General features: G+C 42.2%; 17 protein-coding genes. 2 read left to right on the top strand and 15 right to left on the bottom strand.

Annotation, left to right across the window (positions count from 1 at the left end):
• Window positions 1-4: 4 nt before the first annotated feature.
• The 12 genes from cbiB to uvrB form a co-directional block, all read right to left on the bottom strand.
• Window positions 5-952, bottom strand: a complete 948-nt coding sequence (cbiB, locus tag PW220_RS04550; protein WP_248054364.1) for an adenosylcobinamide-phosphate synthase CbiB — start codon at window positions 950-952, stop codon at window positions 5-7.
• Between the two features lie 3 nt (window positions 953-955).
• Window positions 956-2,311: a cobyrinic acid a,c-diamide synthase CobB gene (locus PW220_RS04545; RefSeq protein ID WP_248054366.1), complete on the bottom strand. Its 1,356-nt coding sequence runs from the start codon at window positions 2,309-2,311 to the stop codon at window positions 956-958.
• A gap of 180 nt (window positions 2,312-2,491) precedes the next feature.
• Window positions 2,492-3,100, bottom strand: coding sequence for a cob(I)yrinic acid a,c-diamide adenosyltransferase (locus PW220_RS04540; RefSeq protein WP_248054368.1), 609 nt, complete (start codon window positions 3,098-3,100; stop codon window positions 2,492-2,494).
• Window positions 3,101-3,115: 15 nt separating this feature from the next.
• Window positions 3,116-4,180, bottom strand: coding sequence for a nicotinate-nucleotide--dimethylbenzimidazole phosphoribosyltransferase (cobT, locus tag PW220_RS04535; RefSeq protein WP_248054369.1), 1,065 nt, complete (start codon window positions 4,178-4,180; stop codon window positions 3,116-3,118).
• A 1-nt stretch (window position 4,181) separates the two neighbouring features.
• A complete protein-coding gene (locus tag PW220_RS04530) occupies window positions 4,182-5,048 on the bottom strand; it encodes a GHMP family kinase ATP-binding protein (protein ID WP_248054371.1) in 867 nt (288 codons plus the stop codon).
• Window positions 5,041-6,135: a threonine-phosphate decarboxylase CobD gene (gene cobD / locus PW220_RS04525; RefSeq protein WP_248054373.1), complete on the bottom strand. Its 1,095-nt coding sequence runs from the start codon at window positions 6,133-6,135 to the stop codon at window positions 5,041-5,043. Before cobD ends, PW220_RS04530 begins: the two co-directional genes overlap by 8 nt.
• A 9-nt stretch (window positions 6,136-6,144) precedes the next feature.
• A complete protein-coding gene (locus tag PW220_RS04520; RefSeq protein WP_248054375.1) occupies window positions 6,145-6,594 on the bottom strand; it encodes a EutP/PduV family microcompartment system protein in 450 nt (149 codons plus the stop codon).
• 198 nt (window positions 6,595-6,792) lie between these two features.
• On the bottom strand, window positions 6,793-7,260 hold the full coding sequence (locus PW220_RS04515) for an 8-oxo-dGTP diphosphatase (RefSeq protein WP_248054377.1): 468 nt from the start codon (window positions 7,258-7,260) through the stop codon (window positions 6,793-6,795).
• 122 nt (window positions 7,261-7,382) lie between these two features.
• A complete protein-coding gene (locus tag PW220_RS04510; protein ID WP_172049943.1) occupies window positions 7,383-8,288 on the bottom strand; it encodes a hypothetical protein in 906 nt (301 codons plus the stop codon).
• A 64-nt stretch (window positions 8,289-8,352) separates the two neighbouring features.
• Complete coding sequence (locus PW220_RS04505; RefSeq protein ID WP_248054379.1) at window positions 8,353-8,859, bottom strand: GNAT family N-acetyltransferase; 507 nt, start codon at window positions 8,857-8,859, stop codon at window positions 8,353-8,355.
• A 596-nt stretch (window positions 8,860-9,455) separates the two neighbouring features.
• Window positions 9,456-15,824: a ZmpA/ZmpB/ZmpC family metallo-endopeptidase gene (locus PW220_RS04500; RefSeq protein ID WP_248054381.1), complete on the bottom strand. Its 6,369-nt coding sequence runs from the start codon at window positions 15,822-15,824 to the stop codon at window positions 9,456-9,458.
• A gap of 215 nt (window positions 15,825-16,039) precedes the next feature.
• Window positions 16,040-18,025, bottom strand: a complete 1,986-nt coding sequence (gene uvrB, locus PW220_RS04495; protein WP_248054383.1) for an excinuclease ABC subunit UvrB — start codon at window positions 18,023-18,025, stop codon at window positions 16,040-16,042.
• A gap of 133 nt (window positions 18,026-18,158) precedes the next feature.
• On the opposite strand from uvrB, the gene PW220_RS04490 reads away from it, so the two are divergent.
• Window positions 18,159-18,902 (top strand): ABC transporter ATP-binding protein, encoded by a 744-nt coding sequence (locus PW220_RS04490; RefSeq protein WP_248049747.1) that lies wholly within the window; start codon window positions 18,159-18,161, stop codon window positions 18,900-18,902.
• Complete coding sequence (locus PW220_RS04485; RefSeq protein WP_248049745.1) at window positions 18,899-20,503, top strand: permease; 1,605 nt, start codon at window positions 18,899-18,901, stop codon at window positions 20,501-20,503. Before PW220_RS04490 ends, PW220_RS04485 begins: the two co-directional genes overlap by 4 nt.
• A gap of 44 nt (window positions 20,504-20,547) precedes the next feature.
• Here PW220_RS04485 and PW220_RS04480 read toward each other — a convergent pair whose 3' ends face one another.
• The 3 genes from PW220_RS04480 to pynA all read right to left on the bottom strand — a co-directional run bounded on the left by PW220_RS04480 (window position 20,548) and on the right by pynA (window position 22,837).
• Window positions 20,548-20,994 (bottom strand): VOC family protein, encoded by a 447-nt coding sequence (locus PW220_RS04480; RefSeq protein WP_248049743.1) that lies wholly within the window; start codon window positions 20,992-20,994, stop codon window positions 20,548-20,550.
• A 240-nt stretch (window positions 20,995-21,234) separates the two neighbouring features.
• Window positions 21,235-22,026: an LD-carboxypeptidase LdcB/DacB gene (gene ldcB / locus PW220_RS04475; RefSeq protein ID WP_248054384.1), complete on the bottom strand. Its 792-nt coding sequence runs from the start codon at window positions 22,024-22,026 to the stop codon at window positions 21,235-21,237.
• 121 nt (window positions 22,027-22,147) lie between these two features.
• Window positions 22,148-22,837 carry a pyrimidine 5'-nucleotidase PynA gene (gene pynA, locus PW220_RS04470; protein ID WP_248054386.1) on the bottom strand — a complete coding sequence of 230 codons (690 nt, stop codon included), beginning with the start codon at window positions 22,835-22,837 and terminating at the stop codon, window positions 22,148-22,150.
• Window positions 22,838-22,850: the final 13 nt, after the last annotated feature.

Here is a 22,850-nt window from a genome sequence, read left to right as displayed (position 1 = left end):
TCTCCTAAATAATCGTCAGTAACAAATATACGGCACTAAATAGCAACAATGAAACGGTTGTACTCATATAGAGCATTTGAATGGTCGTTTGAATATCAGTAAACTCAACAGGACGAACCGCATCACCAATGGTCGGCTTGTCAACCCACTCACCATGGTAAATATGGGCGCCACCAAGTTGAATACCCAAGGCACCTGCCACTACAGCTTCTGAAAAGGCACTATTAGGGCTGGCGTGTTGGTAACGATCCCTAAAGCCGATTAGACATGCATTTTTACTATCCAATTCTAGAATATGACTAGCAATCATCAAGCAAATCCACGTGATCCTCGCAGGTATCAGGTTTGCTAGATCATCCAGCTTGGCTGACACAAAACCAATTTGCCGGTATTTTTCCGTCTTATATCCAACCATAGAATCCAAGGTATTAACTGCCTTATAAGCCATGGCCAAAACTGGACCACCAATAAACAAGCAGAGCAATGGTCCGATAACGCCGTCACTGGTATTTTCAGCCACTGTTTCAATGGTGGCCTTGCTGATTTCCTCCGCTGTCAGTTGACTAGTATCTCGCCCAACAATCATACTGACCTGATAACGAGCATCTTCGATAGTCCCCGTCTTTAACGTTTTCAAGACCTTCAAGGCTTCCATGGCTAAACACCTTGTCGACAAAGAAGTATAAGCCAAGTATATCCATAAAACCCAGTAAAGCACTGGCGAAAAACGAGCAAATGCTCTGAGCAAGAGGTAGCTCATACCTGCTGTCAGACCAACCGTAGTCAACCACAAGAAGAACCCGTAGACATATTTTCCTTTTGGACTATTAGGCTGACCTTTCAAAAATAGGCTAATAAAATTCCCAATTAGCTTGACTGGATGAGGCCAACTATAGGGATCCCCCAGCAACCAATCCAACAGAACCGCAATGAATATAGCTAGTAAATACATAAGCTATCCCTCACAAATACTTTGAAGCCAATTTTCCAACAAAGCCTGATTTTGATAAAAATGAACATGCAGATAGCTAGCAAAGGTTTTACCAGTTTGATAGCCACCTGTCCAGCTAGAAACAACTTGGCCATCTCGAACTTTTTCTAGTTGCAAAACGGTCGGTTCATTAGTCTGAAATACAGAATGGTGAAACTCATGACCCCTGACAACCGTATCCTTTGGACCAAACAAGCTCCTAACCTGAGTCTTAGCTTGACAATAACCAAAGCTTTTTAGCCGGTCTGTCATAACACTGACACCATCAAATATCCCTACCATGTCATAAGACCCCTCTCCAGTCTGTAGTTCCTTGCCAAGATACATCAGGCCACCACATTCTGCATAAATAGGTTTATTTTCTTGGTGGGCCTTCAGAACAGATTGGCGGAAGGAAACATTTTCCATCAATTCTTTTGCATAGACTTCCGGAAAACCTCCTCCAAAATAGTAAGCATCTGCTTCAGGTAATTCTTTGTCATTAAGGGGACTAAAGGGAATCAAGTCCACCCCATATTCCCTTAACAAATCCAGATTATCCTCATAGTAAAAATGAAAGGCATCATCAAGAGCATAGCCAATTTTTAGAGGGAATTGTTTTGGAATGCTGAATGGATTTGACGGTTCTTCACCTGCTATATCTACCTTCTCAAGCAAGCGATCTAAGTCAATATGGTCTTGAGCCAATTGACCTAAGATAGAAAAATGTTTCTCCAAGTTTTCCATTTCAACATCTGGAACTAGCCCCAAATGGCGTGAGGGCAATTCTACCTGAATATTTTTAGGAAAGTAGCCTAAAACTTCCACATCCGTATAGCGTTCAATAGCGCCTTTTATCAATTCATAATGAGTTTGTGAAGCAACTCGATTGACAATCACTCCAGCAATTGTCAAATCCTGATCAAAAGTTGAGAAACCATGAACCATAGCCGCTGCCGATGTTGAAGTTGCTTTCCCATCGATAATCAAGACAACAGGGATATCTAATTTCTTAGCAATCGCAGCCGATGAGGCACAGTCTTTATCCGTACCAAGACCATCAAATAGACCCATTACCCCTTCAACAAGGGCAATGTCAGCATCTTTATGCCACTTTCTAAACGACCAGTCCAAGGCAGCCTTATCAGGAATCATAAAGCTGTCTAAGTTCCGAGAAACCCTCTTCGTTATTCGACTATGATAAGCGGTATCAATATAGTCTGGACCGACCTTGTAAGGTTGTACACGTAAGCCTTTCTCAGTCAAGGCTTTTAAAATACCTAGAGTGACAGTTGTTTTTCCAACCCCACTAGAAACACCTGCTAACATAAATTGTTTCATGTATTGCCACCTTTTTAAAACATAAAAAGGCCACAAAAAATATCACTATTTTTTGTAGCCCCGTTGCTCACTTCAATTGATTTAACACGCCGTTGTGTCAAATGATTTTCTTATAAAATCATTCTACACTTTATAGAGCATTATGTCAATATGTAAATTAAAACGGTTTCAAAAATGCTCTTATCTTACTTCTTCCCTAGCCTTAGCCCAACGCTCCACATCAGCTTTTGTTATATTATGAAAGACTTTTGCACCTCTTTCATAAGCAATATCTGGCTGCTGGTGGGTAAAATTGATCACACGCGCCAAGGCAAAGAAATAGTCTGAAAGACGGTTTACAAATACCAAGACATCCTTATTGATTTCCGTTGTCCACATGGTACCTACAATATGGCGCTCCGCACGTCTAGCAATAGTGCGTGCTATGTGGATCATAGCAGCAATTTCATGTCCTCCTGGTAAGATAAAAACTTCGAGCGCTGGTGGAACATCTGCGTAAGTATCAATCCTTTCCTCAATCCAATCAACCATGGTTTTGTCAACCTTATAAGGATAAACACCGTGAGGCGTAGATAAATCCGAACCACAGTCAAAAAGGTAATGCTGGAGTTGCAACAATTCATCCTTTAAGGCATCTGCGGGGTCCATTTTAGTAACGATATAACCAATCCAAGAATTTAATTCATCAATGGTACCGTAAGCATTGACACGCTCCGCATCTTTTGCGACACTCTGACCACCAACCAGTTTAGTTAGTCCTTTGTCACCTGTTTTTGTATATAACTGCATTTGTATTCTCACTTTCTATTTTGATTGACGAATGTCGATGTAATCATTCCTACTCAATTTTCCCTCAGAAAATGTAGGCATTTCTTCAATAGTATAAACTGCATTACTCATTAAAAAGAAGGCTAGAGGACAACCCGATCCCTCACCCAATCTCATATCCATCAAGAGCATGGGATCTAGTCCCAAGTGCTCACAAACCAACCGATAGGCAGGCTCTGTGGAAAGGTGGGAAGCAAAGCAGTAATCTAAAACATGACTATTTAATTTACTGGCAATCAGCAAACCAGTGATAGAGATTAGACCATCCACTACACAGGGAAGTTGATGATGAGCACAGGCCAAGTAAGTCCCTACCATACCCAGCATATCTAATCCACCAACTTTTGCAGCAATGTCCAGAACATCCCTGTAGGGAGCATGGCGAGCAACCGCTGAAGCAATCACTTGTGTTTTATGGGATTTCATCCCTTCTGTCAAGCCAGCCCCGTAACCAGTCACTTGACTGGCTTCAAGATTTAAAATAGCACTGATTACTGCTGCCGAGGTTGTCGTATTGCCAATTCCCATCTCTCCTGTACCAAAAAGTTTATACCCTTTCTGAATACAGGATAGGGTTTCCCTGTAGCCAACCATTATGGCTTCAACAGCTTGCTCTCTAGTCAAAGCAGGCTCTTTCAAGATATTCCCCGTCCCTCTCCTAACCTTACAAGCTTGGTCGGTATGAACATCTTTCATGCACCCTATATCAACTACCCTGACATCTGAGCCTACATGTCTTGAAATGGCGCACAGACCTGTTTTTCCTTCTAGCATATTACGGGCTACGACATAGGTCGTTTCCTGTGGATTGGCAGAAATACCTTCGGCAACGACACCATTATCAGCCACATAGACTAGCACAATCTGTTTAGATATGTCTATAGCTCCTTGAAACATAGCATACAAACGGGCATATATTGTTTCCATTTTACCCAGAGCACCTAAGGGCTTGGCTAATTGATCACAAATCTTCTTCCCCTTCTCAATTGCATGTTTATCTAGAGGCTTGATCTCCCTCAATATCTCATGTAAGTCTACCACCTTAACCTCCTTTCACCCTTTTAACACCTTCGAAACAAATCCTTGAAAGATAGCGTTGGTCATAATACTTACCAATTTCTCCCTTAGAAAAATTTGCTTCGATAACTGATATCAATGGTAATTGACTTTTAGTCATCAATATTCCCACTACCGTTCCGCTGTGAGCGACGTTAACTCCAAGTAAACCTAATTGATTCACCAGGGTTATTATGTCCGCCAAATAAGGCTTTGGTAGCCGAGTGTTGTTTAATAGGGCACTTGCTGTCGCAATCTGACCCAAAAGAAGTTCATTTTTTGACTGACATGCCTGCTGAAACATTTCCAATAACCCTTCTGATGCTTGGACTGGATAAGTAGGACATTCTGTCATTCTAGCTAACTCAACTGTCCACTCGGTCTTTCTAGGTTCTAGAATATAGACATAAAGTTCTGGTTTCCAATCCGTCTGAAACAGTATCTGACCGCTCAAGGGATTGATGACCGTCCAGTCAGCAAAGGCAATCGAATCTGTTGGCTCAATCTGACAACAGAACTTGGTCACTTCTTCAGCAGTCAAATGCCTATTTTGAACATAGGCTAAGGCTTGTAGGCTTGCCAGCATATCTGCCGTGCTACTGGACATTCCTTTACCGATTGGAAGACTGGACTTCTTTTCTAGCTTCCATCCATCCTCTATCGGATCAAGATAATCCAAGACCTTGACAACCTTTTCTCCTATTGCAAATTCCGTTTCTTCCTCCTCTCTGATAAGCCTTGCATAGGACTTGCGATTGATACCGTAAGTCAGCAAAAATTCTTGACCATCCTTAACACCCTGAAACAATTCCCCACATGAACCTGGACAGGAAAACCATTTGTTCCTAGACATGGCCATCACACTTTCCTAACACAGATCTAAAAGCCTCAATCAAACGACAATTTTCCTCTCTTGATCGAATGGCTACTCGATAGTGGCGGTCGTTCAGATGATGGTAATTATGGCAGGAACGAATAAATATTTTTTCTTGTATTAAAAGCTCTCTCAGACTTTCATTTCCCTCGTATTCAAAGAAAATGTAATTGACAGTCGGTGGCAAGACTTGCAAATCGGGCAAAGCAGTCAATTCTTTATAAAGGAATTCCTGCTCACTCTTGAGCCACTCTTCTGTGGCACGGTGATACTGGTCATCCTTGAGAATAACAGGTGCTAAAGCATCTGCCAAAGCATTGATGGTCCAAGGTGGTCGCATTTCATCAATAGCAGCAATCAATTCTGTATTACTTGATAAGGCATAGCCCAACCTCAAGCCAGGAATAGCATAAAATTTTGTCAAAGACCGAACAACAATGACATTTTGATAATCCTTCAAATGAGCCACCATGGAATAGGCATCACTATCAGTAAGAAAATCCATAAAGGCTTCGTCAAGGACCAAATAGGCTCCTTTTAGTCGAAGAAATTCTGCTACCAATAATAATGTATCCGTTGGTACCAAGGTCCCTGTTGGGTTATTTGGATTACAAATCAATACCAAATCTCCAGATGATAGGTTTTCCAAGTTAGGTAAGATGGATTCAAACGTCCAACTGTAATGAGGTCCTTCTAATACATGATATATAATATCTGAACCAACCTGCTTAAATGCTTTTTCATACTCCATAAATGTCGGACTTAAAAGCAGTATCTTCTTTGGCTTCACATACCTAGCCAATTCATAAAAGATTTCTACTGCCCCGTTCGATAGAAGGATTTGCTGGGTCGGACAAGAATGATATTCAGCCAAGGCTGCCTTGGACTGTGAGTAGGTCACATCAGGGTAGTGAACTAAGCTATCTAAAGTTTCTATTATCTTTGATTTTACTTTTTCTGAAAGACCTAATGGATTGATATTAGCAGAAAAATCTAAGCAATCCTCTGGGCGAAAACCAAAATCAGAGGCAAGCTGATTCATGTTTCCTCCATGTTCTACCTTCATCCCATCACCTCAACTTTCCTTTGTCAAATAGTATTGAATCGCTTCAATACCTGTATTATCCTCTAAAGACACCTCAAAGATTTCCTTGGCACCTGCTGCACGTAATTGTGCTCTAGCTTTCTCAAGGCTGCTAGGGTCTGTTACTAAATCAACCTTGGTGATAATGCCAATCACTGGTTTGTTAAACAAAGAAGAGAATCCTTGTGGAAAAGTCTGCATTGTGGCTGTTGCTGAAGCTAGTAAGCCTATCACTTCTGCCTCTGCAGCTGTTACAGATAAAGCATTGTAGTATCGTCTATGTTGTAAAAATTCACCAGGTGTATCAATGATAGAATCATAAAATTGGATAGCTTGTGTTTTAAAATAGGTGATATCAAGCCCCTTCAAACGTTGTGTTAGTGTCGTTTTCCCAACACCTACTGGGCCTACAAACATAATTTTTTTTGATTCAAGTCCCATACAATCATCCTTTCAAGCTATTTGTCAAAGGGGAAATTCAATTTCCTAAAATACTATTAGAAATAAAAAGGCAAAGTTAGCCCGTTGTTCCAAAACTTCCGCTTCATTGCGAACAACAGGCCCCTTTGCCTTTTATATATTAACAAGTATAGTATATACTATATTCAAGTCTTCGTCAACTCAAAAAATCAAGCAACCCTACCTAAAATTCCTATCCCAATCCCCATCGCTTCCTTTTTGGGTGTAAAAGAACTCAGACAATTCAGGATTATCCATAACCTTCAGGATTTCTAACAAGTCATAGGCCAAATTCATCTGAGGAAGGGCCGATTTCTTGACCCACCGCACTTCCCCCTCTTCCGTTGAATGAAGAGTGCCAGTGAACTCCGTTGCCTTATAGAGAAAAACTAGATAGCGATGGCCTTCCTTATCAGGCCAATGTTTGACACCAACCAAGCGAGCATTTGTAATGGTCAATCCCGTTTCTTCCTCAACTTCGCGAACAACAGAGTCATGGAAATTTTCACGTTCTTCTATATGACCACCTGGGAATGCAACTCCGGCCCAACGATAGCGTTCAGGATCCCGAATTTGCACTACTACATTCCCATCTTTATCCTCAATCAAACACATATTGGTCAGTGTGACCATTTCTTTTCTAGCCATCATAACTCCTTACATTTCAAAACAAATCAGTCAATCAATTTTTCTCTGTCACAAACAACAATAGAAACCAAGTACATCTATTCTATCAAAAAAAGCCAAGGCCGACTAGCCTTGACTGAACACTACCAACGAGGATTGGCTTCAAAAACCCAGCGACGGGTCCAACTATGACTTTGCCCCGGCGAAAGCCTAATGGTCTGAATAATTTCTGGACTGACAATGTGGTCTGTCGCCCATAGGAGTAAGCTGGTCGGTTTGACACTATCAATACCTGTAATACTTGCTTGAGCTCCCTTATGACTGAGTTTCCAAGTAAATGTATCACCGAGGTTTGCCTTATCGGTGCTAAGAACACTGAGGGAAACATCCGTTTCACATTTTTCGAAGGTGATGGCCTTCCCATCCGCAATAAAGTTGTTATGGTCATAGCCACCAAAACCTTCTAAGCGATCATGACCCAGATCATTCATATCTGGCAAGTCCAGATGGTAATCCGGTGAAATAGCCATACCGTCGATACTCAAGAAATTATGGCAATATTCTTCTGTTTCAAATGCCTTGTCGCCAACATTGGTGATTGTGGCTTCTAAAATAAGAGCATTCTCCTCGATCCGAATAGTCTTTTCAATCTCAGCAGCAATTCCCAAACAAGCTACCGCTTCTGTAAAAAATGTAGCAGAAGTTTCCGTATGGCTGTAGGTGACAGGATAGGGAATGACCTCATCGTATTTATGGGCAAATTGGTAACCTAGTTCACTATCCTGCTTAATCAAGCCCACACCTAATTTAGGGAAATAGTCACCAACTTGAGCCCCAGCAGAAAAATCTCCTGAAAATTCGCAGCACAGCCCTCTACCACCAGACGATAAATGCCGTAGGTTCATAGGCTCATTAGCACCAAAGTGTGTATCGCCATCCAGTGTAACATCTGAAATAAAGCCTGCTCGATCAAAACGAAAAGTATCATTTGGCCGTTCGCCTGGTTCAGAAATTTCAACACGTAAACGATTATTGGTCAGTAAAATCATAAAAACCCTCCTTGATTCAGCCTTATTATAGCACATCAAAGCGGGTTATTCAATATTTGTTATATTATTCTTTTGAATTTCCACCTGGTAATTCTAAGACCATTCGGTATTCTATTCGCTCTGCTCCTAGATTGACAATTTTCTTTAGACCATCAAAACGGAAGCCAACCTTTTCATAAAAGGCAATCGCACGCGCATTCCCCTCCAATACCCAAAGAGAAACCCGATGGTAGCTCTGCAATTTTTCCAAGGCCGCCTGCATAAGCCGGTAGCCAATTCCTTGATCGTAATAATCCGCCAGTACATAAAGGGCATAAAGCTCGCCAGCCCTCTGTAAATCTTCCTGACTGCTGGCACCGTAACAGGCAAAGCCAACCACCTGCTCATCCACCAGTGCCACCAGGATATTTTGAGGATAACGGACAGCCCAGTCTTGACACCGTTCCAAGGTGTAGGTCTTTTGGAGAAAATCCTGCGGTAACAAATCAGCATAGGCCTCCTGCCAAGCCTTCCAATGAACATAAGCCTTGCCTTGAATTTCCTTCTCGGTTTCCATATCTTTGATAAACATATACTACCTCAAACTTTTAAGAGTACATTTTATATTATATCATTCTACATGGTATTAACAAGATAAAAAGGCTCTTCCTTACCAAGACAGCAATACCTGACTGGAGAATAGAGAGCCTTTTACTTTCATTAAATTGGATTTTATTGTAAATCGTACCAAATTACAAGCTCTTCCATTATAACTACTAGTCACATCTGAATAAGAGCTACTTATCTTCGCTAGGTTTGATAGGGTCCATCTAGGCTAGATTGACCCTGCCATTTTCTGCAAAAAATCTACAAGAAACCAATTATTTTCCTGATAAAATTTTCTTAGTGATAGTTAGATTTTTTTGGGGGGGAGAGTTATCTTTAATAAATCATTTGATTGGTAAACAATCATTTTCTAGTAGACAATCTTGCAGCTTTTACCCTAGCTAGAAAGGACGATATATAAAATACCACTACTAGTATATCACCCCCCCCCCCTCATTTTTCAAGGGTTTTGCTTGAATTGTATAAACAATTTTAATATTTACTATTCCAAACCCAAAGCTCGAAATAATCTATCTAAAAATAAGAAAAAGAAGCCAACCTGGGTTGACTTCTTTCAATAGATTATGGATTGAAAATAGATGTTCTAAAGTCGTTTGTTGATTGCATCAAGGCTTGATAAATCTTGATTTTCAAAGTTGATAATCGGCTCTTATCGCTACCATAGGATTTATTTTCAATATCCGCATCAATCGCTTCTCTAATCAATCTTTGAAGGTCATCATAGCTCGCAATACTTACTTCTTTCGTTGAGTTTGCAACACCTAATTCATACTGAATAGTGAATGGTTTCAATTTACCTGCTTGGGCCTTATCCACACGCTCCATAAACATGGCTTTCTTGAACTCTTCCCAACTTGCATACTGGCCATTAAAGACTTGGTCAAAGACGTGTTTATCTGTAATCAAGCCTGTATTTTTCTTGTTCCACGTATCATAAGTAATAGAGTTTTGGCTCATGGCATAATCAGACAACTGATTAGATGCATATGGTATGAAACCATCTGTGTAACCTTTGGCAGCAATTAGCTCAAAGGCCATGCGACGGAACATAAAGTCACCTGGTGAGCCATTTGGATTAGACAAGGCTGAATAGTTACCTGCAAACATCGGAACGCTGTAGTAGCCATTACGTTGTAAGTTTTGGTCGTATTTAGCACTTTGATAGCCATAGCGATCAATGATACTTCCATTGATTAGGTCATCAAACGTAGTCAATTTAGCAGCATCTTCCTCTGTCAGGGTCGCCATTCGGTTACCAGCATGGGTATCTTTGCCATTTTCTTGAATGTAGTAATTTTCCAGTTTGAGGAACCAGTCCTTCTTAACGGTATTGGGCTTTTCAAGGACAGTCATTCCTTCGATGTAGTCTAGTAGATAGAGAACATCAAATTGATTGTGGAAATACTGGTTAAAGTCCGCTTCGCTGTTGAAACGAGCAGTCGGATCTCCGACGTGCACACGATTAGCAGCGTCACTATTGAAGACAGCATTGAAACCAAGGATTGTTCGATCGACAGAAGATACGTTTTGGAGCAAGCCATCTGCATATACTTCCATTCCTTGTCCCATCCGGCGACCATATCCTTTAAGATAGGTACTTCCATCCTGGTTATGCACCATTTCATGGGTATAGAGAGTTGTCCCATAATTGTCTAGCATATTATAGAGGACATAGAAGGTTTCTTTTCCGTTTGCATAGGCAGTTTTGGTTCCACCCTCTGCATACCACTTGTTAATCGGGCCATAGTAATCTTGAATAGCATCCACATCGGCGAGTAAATTACGATAGACTTTCTGACCATCTGGGCCATTCATTAGGAAGCCTTCATTATTTAGCACTGTGCGGAAGAGCTTGTCACGATTTTCTTCATCAAGGATCTTATACCAGAAGTCAGCATTGTCCCGCTGCATTTCAGCCGCCTTATCGACCAACTGACGGACACTATCTCGCTTGACAGGATCTTTATAGTCATCTACATAATGTTCATAGGAACCTACTGCTAAGGTGTTCATGTTGCTGATGATGAAGATGTCCTCTTGCGGCAGGGTCAATAGAGGCAAGAGCATCTGACGGTATTCCCAAGCTGGATTGGTAATCTTATCGTAAACAGCAAGTGCGTACTTGCTATGTTTCTCAGCACTTTCTTGCTTGGCTGCCGCTTCTGCAACCTGTGATTTACTCTCAACAATATAGGCCTTGGTTGTTTGTTTAAACCAGTCATTGTCTGATAGATTTGGCAAGAAGAGTTTACGGTAGGCTTCCACCATGTCGAATAGACTAGCCTTGTTATTTTGCTTACCAATAATGGATGAGTAGGTCGTTACGTTGTTATGGGCACGAAGAACCTCATAGCCACCATTGCCAATTGCCAAAATCATATCCAAGGCAGAGGCAGCATCATTTCCGAAGAAATCAGGCTCAAAAATGGTCAATTCTTTGGTATTCACATCCCCGTAATTGATATCATACCAACGGTTCAAGTAGGTCAAACCGAGAAGAAAGGCTTCCTTATTATTGGTAATTTTCTCTTTAATATAATCTTCCGCTGCCTGACCTTGACCGTTTAGGCTAGCAACCAAAATCTTACGTACATTACTCTCTAGGTTAGCCTTAACTTGGTCAAAACTTTCGCCAAAGTAGAAATCTTTTGCTGTCCCAGTTTGTCGGTTGGCATCCAATTTAGTTGGATAATTGACAACGGCTTTCATAGCATCTGAATCCAGAACCACTGTAGACAAGCTGCTTACCAAATCATTTACAAGAGAACTTCTATCATTCAAGAAGGACTCCGGCGTGTAAATCAAGTCCGTACCAGCAATGGTGTATTCTACCACATGGTTATTCTTGAAATCTTCAAGGTATGAAACCGCCTTATAATCCACCGTTCCATCCGCATAATGGAGCATGATTCTGTTGATATTAGCTTTTTCAGTATGCACATCTGCTATAAAGGCATCATTCTTCATTGGAACAACATCAAGCAAACGAACTCTGTTGAGTTTGTCATCTGTCGCAATCTTATTTCCATAGTAAACAAGGAGTTCCTTGTTGTAGAATGGAAGGATTTTCTCCATATTGTAGTAAGCAGTTTCATGGTCTGCCTGTGCCTTATCCAGAGTTAGATAATTGACGGAATAAGGGTTAAGATTGAGAGGTTTTGAATCTTCCAAAGTCGCTTGGATGCCCATTGCTTGAACTTTTGCTTGTGCTTCTTCATTCGTGATAGCCTTGACATTGCCCAATGTATCTGAAGTTGTTGTGAAGCCGTCTTTAATCTTACCGGTTGGATTTGCTGGTTGACCGATAATACTTGTCGCACCAGTCATATCGCTGATAACGTTATTAACATTACCACTATATGGAGCATAGGCACCAGTTACTTGGTTGGCACCTGCAATGCCGCCGACTATACCACCTGTTTCTGTCGTCACTATAGAGCCTGTTGCGTACGAATTATAGACACTTCCTGGTACATCGTAGACAAGCATGGTACGTCCGACAATACCACCCGCAAATTGATCAACATTGCCTGGAATGGTGATGGTAGCGTCTACTTTCGCATTTCCGACACTTGACAACATACCATTTCCAAGAATACCGCCTGTCAAGCTTGCGCCTGTACCAGTCGTTTCAATGCTTCCTTTGAAGGAAACGTCTTTGATGGTTGTATTGGTCGCCGACTGGATCAAACCTGAAACATTATGCGGTCCTTTTAGGTTGGCTTCTACAGCCACGTTTGTGACTAATGCATTATTAGCATTAACGGCAATGGTAGCAAGAGGATTGGTGGTACTTGTCTGTAAATGAGCATTCTTGATGTCCAAGTTTTGAACTTTACCACCAAGGTTATAGAAAAGTGGAGCTTTCAAGTTACTGATTGAGAAAGCATGGCCATCATTTACTCCGTCCAAACTTCCACTAAAATTCTGAACGTAAGAAGCCACATCACCTACTGGGACTTCATTGGCATCTAGGTGAGCCCCTAGTTTGAAAGTGCCACTGGTATTTTTCTTCATGGCATCAATCAGATCTTTGAAGGATGTATAGGTATTGGCATCCATCGCCATCTTCGGAATGTAAAACTCACGATTTGCAACGTATTGGCTGTTCTTATCCTCTACCAACTGGTCAAAGGAAGAAACCAATTTGAAGACTGCCTTGCCATCTAAGTTCGTTTCTTCAACGCTTGAAACTGGAAGATAGACTTCTTTGAAGCGATCGGATGTTACCTTGATAAATAGTTCATTAGCCGATGCTGGAATTTCTTCTAAAAACTCTTGACCGACATACTTACCATCTTTACGACGATAAACCGTCACTGCATCAATGTCCTTGATTTCAATCTTCTTGTAAACTAGATCAAACTGGCGCATGCTTTCAAGAATAGCTTCTTGCTCAGAGCTTTGTTCCTGCTCTACCATTGTATAGAAAATCTTAGTTTTGACTGTATAGTCTGTGTAGAAGTCCAGATTTTCAAGTGTTAACTGACCATTTGGATCGTCAATAGCTTGTTCCTTAACCAAAGCACCTGTATTGTCATAGAGGAGGGCAACAGCACGGAGGAAGTTGGCTGTTTCATCTGTCAACTTATAGCTGATTGTCGCTGACTTAGCATCGTCATTTTCTACCAGATCTGTGATAATCACTTGTGGTACTTTCTCAACTTTTGTACCACGCGCAATGACTTCCTTAACTGGTTCTTTGGTAATTTCTTCGGTAACTGTCGGATTTTCCTGACGAACGCCCTTGATGGTCTTATAGGTTGTAGTAATCGTCTTAGAACCATTGACACCCTTGGTCACTTCTTTAGTCTTACCTACTAGAAGTGTTGGGTCATCAATGTATTCTGTTTCAAATGGAATATCGACCGTTTCTTTGTCTTCTTCCGTACCTTCAATTGGCTTGGTTCCTTTGAGAACTTCTTTGGTCGTTGGCTCAACTAGAACCTTTTCAGTCACAGTTGGATTTGGCTGGCGAACACCGTCAATCGTCACATAGGTTGTGGTGATGTTTTTGCTGCCATTTTTGCCTTCCGTAAGAACTTGTTCTTGACCAACATAAAGGTCAGCTGTTTCTGTTGTCTTTGTTTCAAATGGAATCTCTACCGTTTCCGTAACGGTTTCCGTACCTTCAACTGGTGTTGGAGTAGCCGTTTTCGTACCACGCGCTACTACTTGAGGCACAGGCTGAGTGGTCACAGTTTCAATTACTGTTGGATTTGCCTGACGAACGCCATTTACAAGAGTGTAGGTTGTTGTAACAGTCGCAATTCCATTTTGACCAGCTGTAATGATTTTTTCTTCACCGACTGGGAGGGTCGCATCGTCTTGGTAGCTGATTTCAAATGGAATGACTTTTGTAGCTGATTCCGTCTCCGTTGTGACAGTATCAGCTTTCTTTGTACCAAGGCGAACAATCTCAGTTACTGGTGAGATTGTCACCGAGCTTGAAACCTGCTCAGACTTGATCAAGACACCGTCAGCATAGTAATTCTTAGTAACCGTAGTCCGAACACCTGCAACACCTGTTTTATCCACATTTCGAGTTCCTTCCGCCAAGGTGTCATCATAGATGACTTGACTTTCAAAAGGTATAGATTCCGTATTTGTCGTCGTATCATCCGTCAGGACTACTGCTGGTACTTCATGCGTCGGAGCTGTATCTGGTAGAGCAGTAATGGGTTTGGTACCAATTTTCACGACCTGATTAACAGGAGCTTGGCTGACCGTTTCTGACACAACTTCTGATTGAACCAAGACACCGCCAATGAATGTTTGCTTGGTTTCAATAGTCTTTTGACCAGCCTGACCAGCCTGAGCTGTCTGTCTAGTACCTTCTGGAAGAGTATCGTCATAGATTTCCTCGGTTGTAAAGGCAATCGATTCTATATGCGAAGTGACTTCCTCCGTAATTGCTAAGGCTGGAACTTCGTGTGTTGGTGCCGCATCTGGAACATCCGTTACAATAGGCTCTTCAGCTTTTTTGGTACCAATCTCGATGATTTTTGGAGTAGCAGTTTTAGTCACTTCTGACAAAACTTCTTCTTCCTTCAGAACCTGGCCATCTACCAGTGTTTGTTTGATGGTAATGGTTCGCTCACCATTTTGACCTTCTTGAACAATTTTTTCTGTTCCTTCAGCCAAAGCAGTATTTTCTACAATCTGAGTATCAAAAGCAAGCACTTCTGACTTTGTAATAATCTTTTCAGAAATCTCAACAGTTGGCACTTGATGACTTGGTGCTGTATTCGGAACTTCCGTAACTGTTTCTTCCGTAGTATCCTTTACAGTTTCTTTTTCAGGCGTTTTTGGGGCTTCAGTAGACAATTTCTCTTCTGCTCTGCTATCTTTAAAATAGCCCACATAGACATAGCCTTCAATTTCAGCAGGCGCTGGCAAGGCCTGGCCTGCTGATCTTTCTACCGCATGGTTGAACTGAGCCAAAATATGACTGGTCAAGGCAGAGCTGGTTGGTGCCAAGAAGCTTGCACCAGTAGCCGCTAATAAAATAACACCTGCAAGCTCCTTCTTCCCTTTTTTGCCAATTTTTATGGCAAGAACAAGGAGAGAAATTCCAGCAAGGGCCATTACGCCTGTTTCCATAACACCTGTTTTCGGTAAAATTTCCAAACGACTGTTTGTATCTACAGCAGTGGATGGCTTGCTTGCTCCGACCGGACGATAGACTAAATAATAATTAGCATCTGTCGCCTGTGCTAAACCTGGCAAATCCCGAATAATGAGCTCTTTTTCAGCCTCGGTTAATTCTTGCTCAGTTACATAAGTATAGTTGATTGACTGAGCACTAACAGATGGTGCAGCCGCAATGGAAGTCGCAAAAAATAGGCTTGCTACCGTTGCTGAAACAAGACCTACTGATAGTTTACGCAGTGAAAAACGCTCTTGTTTCTCGTTAAATTGTTTCTTCATTATCTCTCAAATCCCCTTAAAAATATACCCCTTCATTATACTCTCTCAAGGATAAGGAAACAAGTATTACGGCTCATTATTCGTAGAAAAAATGAATTCTGTCAGAGCGCTGAATAATAGACATATTTACAAGGATTAACTAGTCTACCATAAGAGAAATAATTCAGATAAAAAACGACTGGAATCCTTTTCCAACCGCTATTTATCTTCTTTGATTACATATTCTTCAACTCGATGACCATGTCACGAATCTGAGCTGCCAGTTCAAAGTCAAGCACTTCTGCTGCTTCCTGCATTTGTCCTTCCAGTTTCTTGATCATAGCCTTGCGTTCGTCTTTGTTGAGGGCGTTGAAGTCCACTACTTCTTCCTTGTCCTGAGTGACAGCCTTGGTCACTCTAATCAGGTCACGGATTTCTTTCTTAATGGTCTGTGGAATGATGCCATGTTCTTCATTATAAGCCATTTGGATTTGACGGCGGCGGGCTGTTTCTTCCATGGCCTTCCGCATAGACTCGGTGACCTTGTCTGCATACATAATCACATGACCTTCAGAGTTACGGGCCGCCCGACCGATTGTCTGGATGAGCCCTCGTTCATTACGGAGGAAACCTTCCTTATCAGCATCCAAGATTGCCACCAGACTAACTTCTGGCACGTCAATCCCTTCACGCAAGAGGTTAATCCCTATCAGAACATCGAAAACACCTAGACGCAAGTCACGGATAATCTCCGTACGCTCCAAGGTCTTGATATCCGAGTGCATATACTTGACCTTAACACCCATTTCTTTCAGGTAGTCGGTCAAGTCCTCTGCCATTTTCTTGGTCAGGGTAGTGATAAAGGTCCGCTCACCTTTCTCAACACGGGCATTGATTTCGCCCAAGAGGTCATCCATTTGCCCCATGGTTGGACGGACTTCCACTTCTGGATCCAGAAGCCCTGTCGGCCGAATGATTTGCTCGACAACGGTATCGGTCTGCTCCATTTCATAGTCACCTGGCGTCGCAGATACATAGACAATCTGGTGGACATGACTCTCAAATTCTTCCCTGCGCAGCGGACGGTTGTCCAATGCACTCGGGAGGCGGAAACCATAGTTGACCAGCATCTCCTTGCGTGAGCGGTCACCATTGTACATCCCCTTAATCTGCCCCATGGTCATGTGGCTCTCGTCAATCATGATGAGATAATCTTCAGGGAAAAAGTCCAGTAGGGTATAAGGAGGCTCGCCCTCGCTTCGCCCGTCCATGTGTCGTGAATAGTTCTCAACTCCGTTGGTATAGCCCATCTCCCGCAGCATTTCGATGTCGTAGTCGGTCCGTTGTTTCAATCGCTGAGCTTCTAAGAGTTTTCCTTCTGCCTCAAAGACCTTGAGCTGCTCTTCCAGCTCTGCCTGAATTTTAGCAATAGCCGTTTCCATATGATCATCGTTGGTCACGAAGTGGGTAGCAGGGAAAATGGCCAAGTGGTCCACATCGCCCAAAACCTTACCTGTCAGGCTTTCAATCTCACGAATGCGGTCGATTTCATCCCCAAAAAACTCCACACGGAAGGCGTGTTCATCACGAGAAGCTGGGAAAATCTCCACTACATCTCCACGCACACGGAAGCGCCCCCGTTGGAAGTCGATGTCATTGCGCTCAAACTGGATATCTACCAGAGAATTGAGCAACTGATCCCGGGAAATCTCCTGACCTGGTCGCAGACTGACCACGCTATCTGAATATTCCTTGGGCGAACCCAAACCGTAAATACAGGAAACCGAAGCCACGACAATAACATCGTTTCGCTCCAGCAGGGCTGAGGTCGCTGAGTGGCGGAGCTTGTCAATCTCATCATTGACCGAACTATCCTTTTCGATATAGGTGTCGCTGGACGGAACATAGGCTTCTGGCTGGTAGTAATCGTAGTAAGATACGAAGTATTCGACCGCATTTTCTGGGAAGAATTCCTTGAACTCACTGTAGAGCTGACCAGCTAGGGTCTTGTTGTGGGCGATAACCAGAGTGGGCTTATTGACACGGGCAATGACCTGACTCATGGTGTAGGTTTTACCGGTACCAGTCGCCCCCATGAGAATCTGGGCTTTTTCGCCCCCCTCGATGTTATCAACCAAGGTTTCAATGGCTTGGGGCTGGTCACCAGACGGTGCATATTTTGACACAAGTTTAAATTGGTTTTCAGTATTTCGGTTAATCATAGGTCTATTATAGCAAATTTTTCTTGTGGATAGGATTTGTGAGTTTCTTAACTTTTTTCTAAAAAACTATTGCTTTTGTACTAAGATAGTAGTATAATAATTGTAATTTATTATATTTATCTAGGAGGTTCTTATGATTCAATTTAACCACGTTAGTAAAGCCTATGGCGACACAGTAGCCCTTGATGATTTGGATTTGACCATCGAAAGTGGGGAAATTTTCGGCTTGATTGGACATAACGGTGCTGGTAAGACAACGACAATCAGTTTGCTCACTTCTATTATTCAAGCCAGTCATGGAACCATCTCCGTCGACGGACTTCATCTGGAAGAAAATCGAGATGAGGTCAAAAAACGGATTGCCTATGTACCAGACTCGCCTGATATTTTTCTTCACTTGACTGCTTTTGAATATTGGCACTTTATGGGCAAGGTTTACGGAGTGAACAAAGACACTGTTGACCAACGTATCAACAAGCTAGCCAGCCTTTTTGACATAACTGCCCGTCAGCACGAACCCATTGACAGTTTCTCCCACGGTATGCGACAGAAAACCATTATCATCGGCGCCCTCATTCCCAAGCCAGATATTTGGATTTTGGATGAACCCTTGACAGGACTGGATCCCCAGGCCTCATTTGACCTCAAGCAGATGATGAAGGACCATGCCAAGGGTGGCAACACCGTTCTCTTTTCGACCCACGTTTTGTCTGTTGCAGAACAACTCTGTGACCGTATTGGCATTCTCAGAAAGGGACGACTCATCTTCGTAGGCAGTCTGGAAGAATTAAAATCCCAATATCCTGACAAGGACTTGGAAACCATCTACCTAGAATTAGCAGGTCGCCAACAAAGAGAGGCAGGTGAGGTCGGATGAACAAATCTCTGATTTGGGAATTGGTCAAAATCAATATCCTCTACTCCAACCCGCAACTGCTAGCTTCCGTCAAGAAAAAACAAAATAAGAATAAAGATGGACGTTTTTCAGCCTATCGGAGCATCCTTATCCAACAAGGCTTCCTCATTCTGATGATGGCTATTCTCTACTCCGTCTTCTTTCTAGGGATTGATTACAAACGGTCCACAGGTTTCTTCTCCCTACAACTAGCCCAATTTGCTATACTGGCAACCGTATACGGTTTCACAGGCTTCTTTTCTGTCTTCTACGACAGCAAGGACACCAAACTCTATCTACCTCTTCCCTTAAAAGCAAGCGAGGTTTTTATCGCCAAATTCTTATCGGCTCAAGGTATGGTCTTGCCCTTCCTCATCCCCTGCCTCTCTCTTCTTATCATTACCTATTGGCAAATAGGTGGACCAGCCTTTGCACTTTTTGCCTTGCCAAGTTTTATTCTCCTATGGTTCCTAGTCAATCTTCTCAATATGATTTTTATGCACTTTATCGGAGAAATCTTGACTAAGAGCCCACATAAGACAACCATTTCTACCATTCTTCTGACAGGCTCATCTCTGGTTTCAATGGGAGCGCTTATGTTTCTCCAATCCCAGCAGACTGTTTCCCTCCAATCAGATGGTTTTGTTCAGTTTCCAGAATTGCCACTTTTTGTCGGTTTCCACTACATCATCAGCCAACCAATTTCGTTGGGGACAGTTATCAATCTCATCCTTCCTATTTTCTTCATGTTGGGATTGGTCCACTTTGCCTTTAAAACTGTTATTCCGAATTATTTCCAACAGGTTTTGGCGATTGATACTGCTTCATCAAAACGTAAGGTCGGCAAACCAAGGAAATTACCTCAGAATTTAAATCAGGCCCTTATCAAACACCATTTATCTACCCTCAACGATAGCAACCTGATGGTACAGACCTTCTTACAGTCATTGGTGCTAGGAGTTGCCCTGCTCCCTTCAATTTCAAAAATTACTGAAGGTGGTAGACTGGGTGTTCTTTCATGGGAATATTTCGGAATTGCTTTACTGGCCGGCTGTTTGTTAGGAAGCATGTTCGCAGGTGCTACAACCTTTATCGGAACAGCTATGTCCTTGGAAAAGGAAAACTATCACTTCATCCGAACCTTACCCATTAACTTCAAACAGTTTACGATTCAGAAGTTTTGGGTGATTGCTGCGGTTCAATTCCTGGTTCCGACTTTGCTCTATCTCATGTTAGCCCTATTTGTCATGAAAGTAAACATGGTCTTAGCCCTCTTCTTTGGTCTAGGCATACTTGTTTCTGCCCTACTAACTGGACAAATATACTACTGGAGGGACCAACGCCTACTCATGCTCAACTGGCAGAACTCCAACCAGCTTTTCGGTCGCGGAGCGGGTCAATGGCTGATTGCTGGTTCCATCTTGCTAACGATGATTTTCGGATTCATCTTGCTCGTCATCAGTAGTGTAATGACTACCATCATTGGTCCGACCTTAGTAAGCTCTGGACTAGCAACCTTGATTCTTGTCCTTTCGGGATTACTGCAATTCTTTCTCTATAAATCCTATTGGCAAAAATTGTAAAAAAAACCAGATTTCGCTCGTCGAAATCTGGTTTTTGAATGCTATTAGTTTTGTTCTGCGTAATATTCTTGACCGTAGCCTGCTACTTCTGCGTTGACCTGCCAGTGGATACCGAATTTGTCTTGCAAGGAACCATAAGCAGGTGACCATGGCACAGCTTGCAAGTCCATTGTAATTTTCATAGCACCTTCAGATAGTTTTGTGAACAAGTCTTTCGCGGTTTCTGCGTCTTCTGTAATCAAGGCAACAGTAATGTTGTCGCCAACTGAATAAGGCATTTCTGGGTTATTGTCAGAAAGCATGAAACGTTGTCCGTTCAAACGGAATTGGGCATTCATGACATGGTTTTCTAATTCTGCTGGACAGTCTGGCAAGAAATCTTTGTATAAGTTTACTTGTTCCACCTCTGCACCAAGTGCATTTTTGTAGAATTCAATCGCTTCTAAACCATTTCCATTTGTTACCAAATATACTTCCATCGCTTTAAGCATGGGATACCTCCAAATCATTGATAGCCCATTATATCACGAGTTAGTTGTACGGACAAATTTTTTGATTTTAAAAAGTTGGACTGATTGACAACCCAACTTTCTTAAAACCTGTATTCACAAACCAAGTGCTCAATATTAGAGATAAATTTTCACTCATCAAGACTGATTTTTGAAAAAATTGTGACTAACTAGCTAAAAAACTAGCTTTAGATAGAGGCGTTGAACCATGAATAAAAGTCCTTATTCTTGATAATCACCACCAGGAACTCCGAAGTATTCTTCTAATGTTAGTCCTGAATTGTAAATATCCGTTGCTTCTGCACCGATATAACGAACGTGCCAAGATTCTGCCATGTAGCCTGTTATGGCTTCCTTGCCAGGCAAATAACGCACAATAAAACCATAATGATGGGCATTGTCTGCCAACCACTGAGAAGCAACTGGTTCTTCCAAGAGATTACCGTAGCTGTCTAATAGGTCAAAGGCAAGACCTGTCTGATGTTCACTATAGCCAGCACGCGCCGAATAGGTATCGGCTGCTGCTTGACCATCTTGATTGACATAGGATTGGTACAAACCAGCCTGGGTTTCATAGGAACGAAAACCACTATAATTGTTGGAAATGGCAAAACCTTGCGCCTGCATATCTGCAATCAACTGCTGGAAAGCTGCCAAGGCTTGAGGGTCTTCTCCAGGAGCGTAACTAGCAGACAGGGGATGTTTTTTATTGGCAATAATGACCTGACCATATTTCCCCTGAACACTGTAATAAGCTCCATTGTAAGCCGCGCTTGTCGCCACCTCCGTCTGACTGCTTGTGGCTTCCTCACCAGTCGTCGAACTGGTTTCTGTTGAACTAGAAGAACTTTCCTGAGTTTCTTGACTAGAGCTAGCCTGCGCCGGCGAACTACTAGTGGTAGACTGGCTTGATGTTGCACTACTGCTACTTGATGGACTGGTATCCGTTGACTTCTGACCACAAGCTACTAATAAGAGCACCATCGGAAGTAGTAAGCCTAATTTCTTATACATTTTTCTCCATCCTTTCCTTGTCCGTCGTATACCTTTATTCTAACATAAAATCAACTAAAAGATTGGCTAAAACCAGCTCCAGCTCTAACTTTCCCATTCGTTATCTTACATAGAGGACCATCTATTCTTTCAGAATGTCCAGTAATTGTTGGTAATTGGAAACGGTATAGGTTGGTTGTGCTGGACCTGTAAGACTGACTTGTTCAGGATTGTACCAGACCGAATCCATACCTACATTATTTGCACCCTGGATGTCAGCAGTCAAGCTGTCGCCTATCATCAGAAAACTTGCCATGTCAAAACACCCTATCTGCTCTGCTATTTTTTCATAAAAATCAGCCGCAGGCTTCTGTGTCCCCATCTGTTCTGAGATAAAAACCTGCTTGAAATAGGTCTGAATAGGGGAGTTGAGGAGACGATTTTCCTGAATATAGGTCACGCCGTTGGTCGCCGCATAGAGCTGGTAACCACGGTCAACCAGTTCTTTAAGTAATAGGTCTGCACCTTCAAATATCTGACCTTGCTGACCAATAAATTCTTGATAGCGGAGGGCCATTTCACGACCATCCACTTCCCTCCCAAAATGTGCAAAGGTTTTGGAAAAGCGCGTGTTGATCAATTCTTTCTTGGTAATTAAACCTTTTTCAAGTTCCTTCCACATGCCTTGGTTGAGCGGACGATAGATGGCTTTAAAGGCCTCTATATCCTCCACATCCATGAACTCCAAAAATTGAGTGAGGGCTACTTCTTCTCCTTGGTTAAAATCCAAAAGTGTGTGATCAAGATCGAATAATAAATATTTATATGACAACTTTATATCCTCT

It is taken from the genome of Streptococcus sp. 29892, assembly GCF_032594935.1.
GTDB lineage: Bacteria > Bacillota > Bacilli > Lactobacillales > Streptococcaceae > Streptococcus > Streptococcus hyiners.
The sequence above is the reverse complement of the archived record's forward strand: the minus strand, read 5'-3'. Positions and strand labels throughout refer to the sequence as shown.

What these genes read in the sequence shown, in the direction of transcription:
- cbiB (WP_248054364.1), bottom strand. Translation starts at nt 952, where the DNA reads ATGTATTTACTAGCTATATTCATTGCGGTTCTGTTGGATTGGTTGCTG.
- PW220_RS04545 (WP_248054366.1), bottom strand. Translation starts at nt 2,311, where the DNA reads ATGAAACAATTTATGTTAGCAGGTGTTTCTAGTGGGGTTGGAAAAACA.
- PW220_RS04540 (WP_248054368.1), bottom strand. Translation starts at nt 3,100, where the DNA reads ATGCAGTTATATACAAAAACAGGTGACAAAGGACTAACTAAACTGGTT.
- PW220_RS04530 (WP_248054371.1), bottom strand. Translation starts at nt 5,048, where the DNA reads ATGTCTAGGAACAAATGGTTTTCCTGTCCAGGTTCATGTGGGGAATTG.
- cobD (WP_248054373.1), bottom strand. Translation starts at nt 6,135, where the DNA reads ATGAAGGTAGAACATGGAGGAAACATGAATCAGCTTGCCTCTGATTTT.
- PW220_RS04520 (WP_248054375.1), bottom strand. Translation starts at nt 6,594, where the DNA reads ATGGGACTTGAATCAAAAAAAATTATGTTTGTAGGCCCAGTAGGTGTT.
- PW220_RS04515 (WP_248054377.1), bottom strand. Translation starts at nt 7,260, where the DNA reads ATGGCTAGAAAAGAAATGGTCACACTGACCAATATGTGTTTGATTGAG.
- PW220_RS04510 (WP_172049943.1), bottom strand. Translation starts at nt 8,288, where the DNA reads ATGATTTTACTGACCAATAATCGTTTACGTGTTGAAATTTCTGAACCA.
- PW220_RS04505 (WP_248054379.1), bottom strand. Translation starts at nt 8,859, where the DNA reads ATGTTTATCAAAGATATGGAAACCGAGAAGGAAATTCAAGGCAAGGCT.
- PW220_RS04500 (WP_248054381.1), bottom strand. Translation starts at nt 15,824, where the DNA reads ATGAAGAAACAATTTAACGAGAAACAAGAGCGTTTTTCACTGCGTAAA.
- uvrB (WP_248054383.1), bottom strand. Translation starts at nt 18,025, where the DNA reads ATGATTAACCGAAATACTGAAAACCAATTTAAACTTGTGTCAAAATAT.
- PW220_RS04490 (WP_248049747.1), top strand. Translation starts at nt 18,159, where the DNA reads ATGATTCAATTTAACCACGTTAGTAAAGCCTATGGCGACACAGTAGCC.
- PW220_RS04485 (WP_248049745.1), top strand. Translation starts at nt 18,899, where the DNA reads ATGAACAAATCTCTGATTTGGGAATTGGTCAAAATCAATATCCTCTAC.
- PW220_RS04480 (WP_248049743.1), bottom strand. Translation starts at nt 20,994, where the DNA reads ATGCTTAAAGCGATGGAAGTATATTTGGTAACAAATGGAAATGGTTTA.
- ldcB (WP_248054384.1), bottom strand. Translation starts at nt 22,026, where the DNA reads ATGTATAAGAAATTAGGCTTACTACTTCCGATGGTGCTCTTATTAGTA.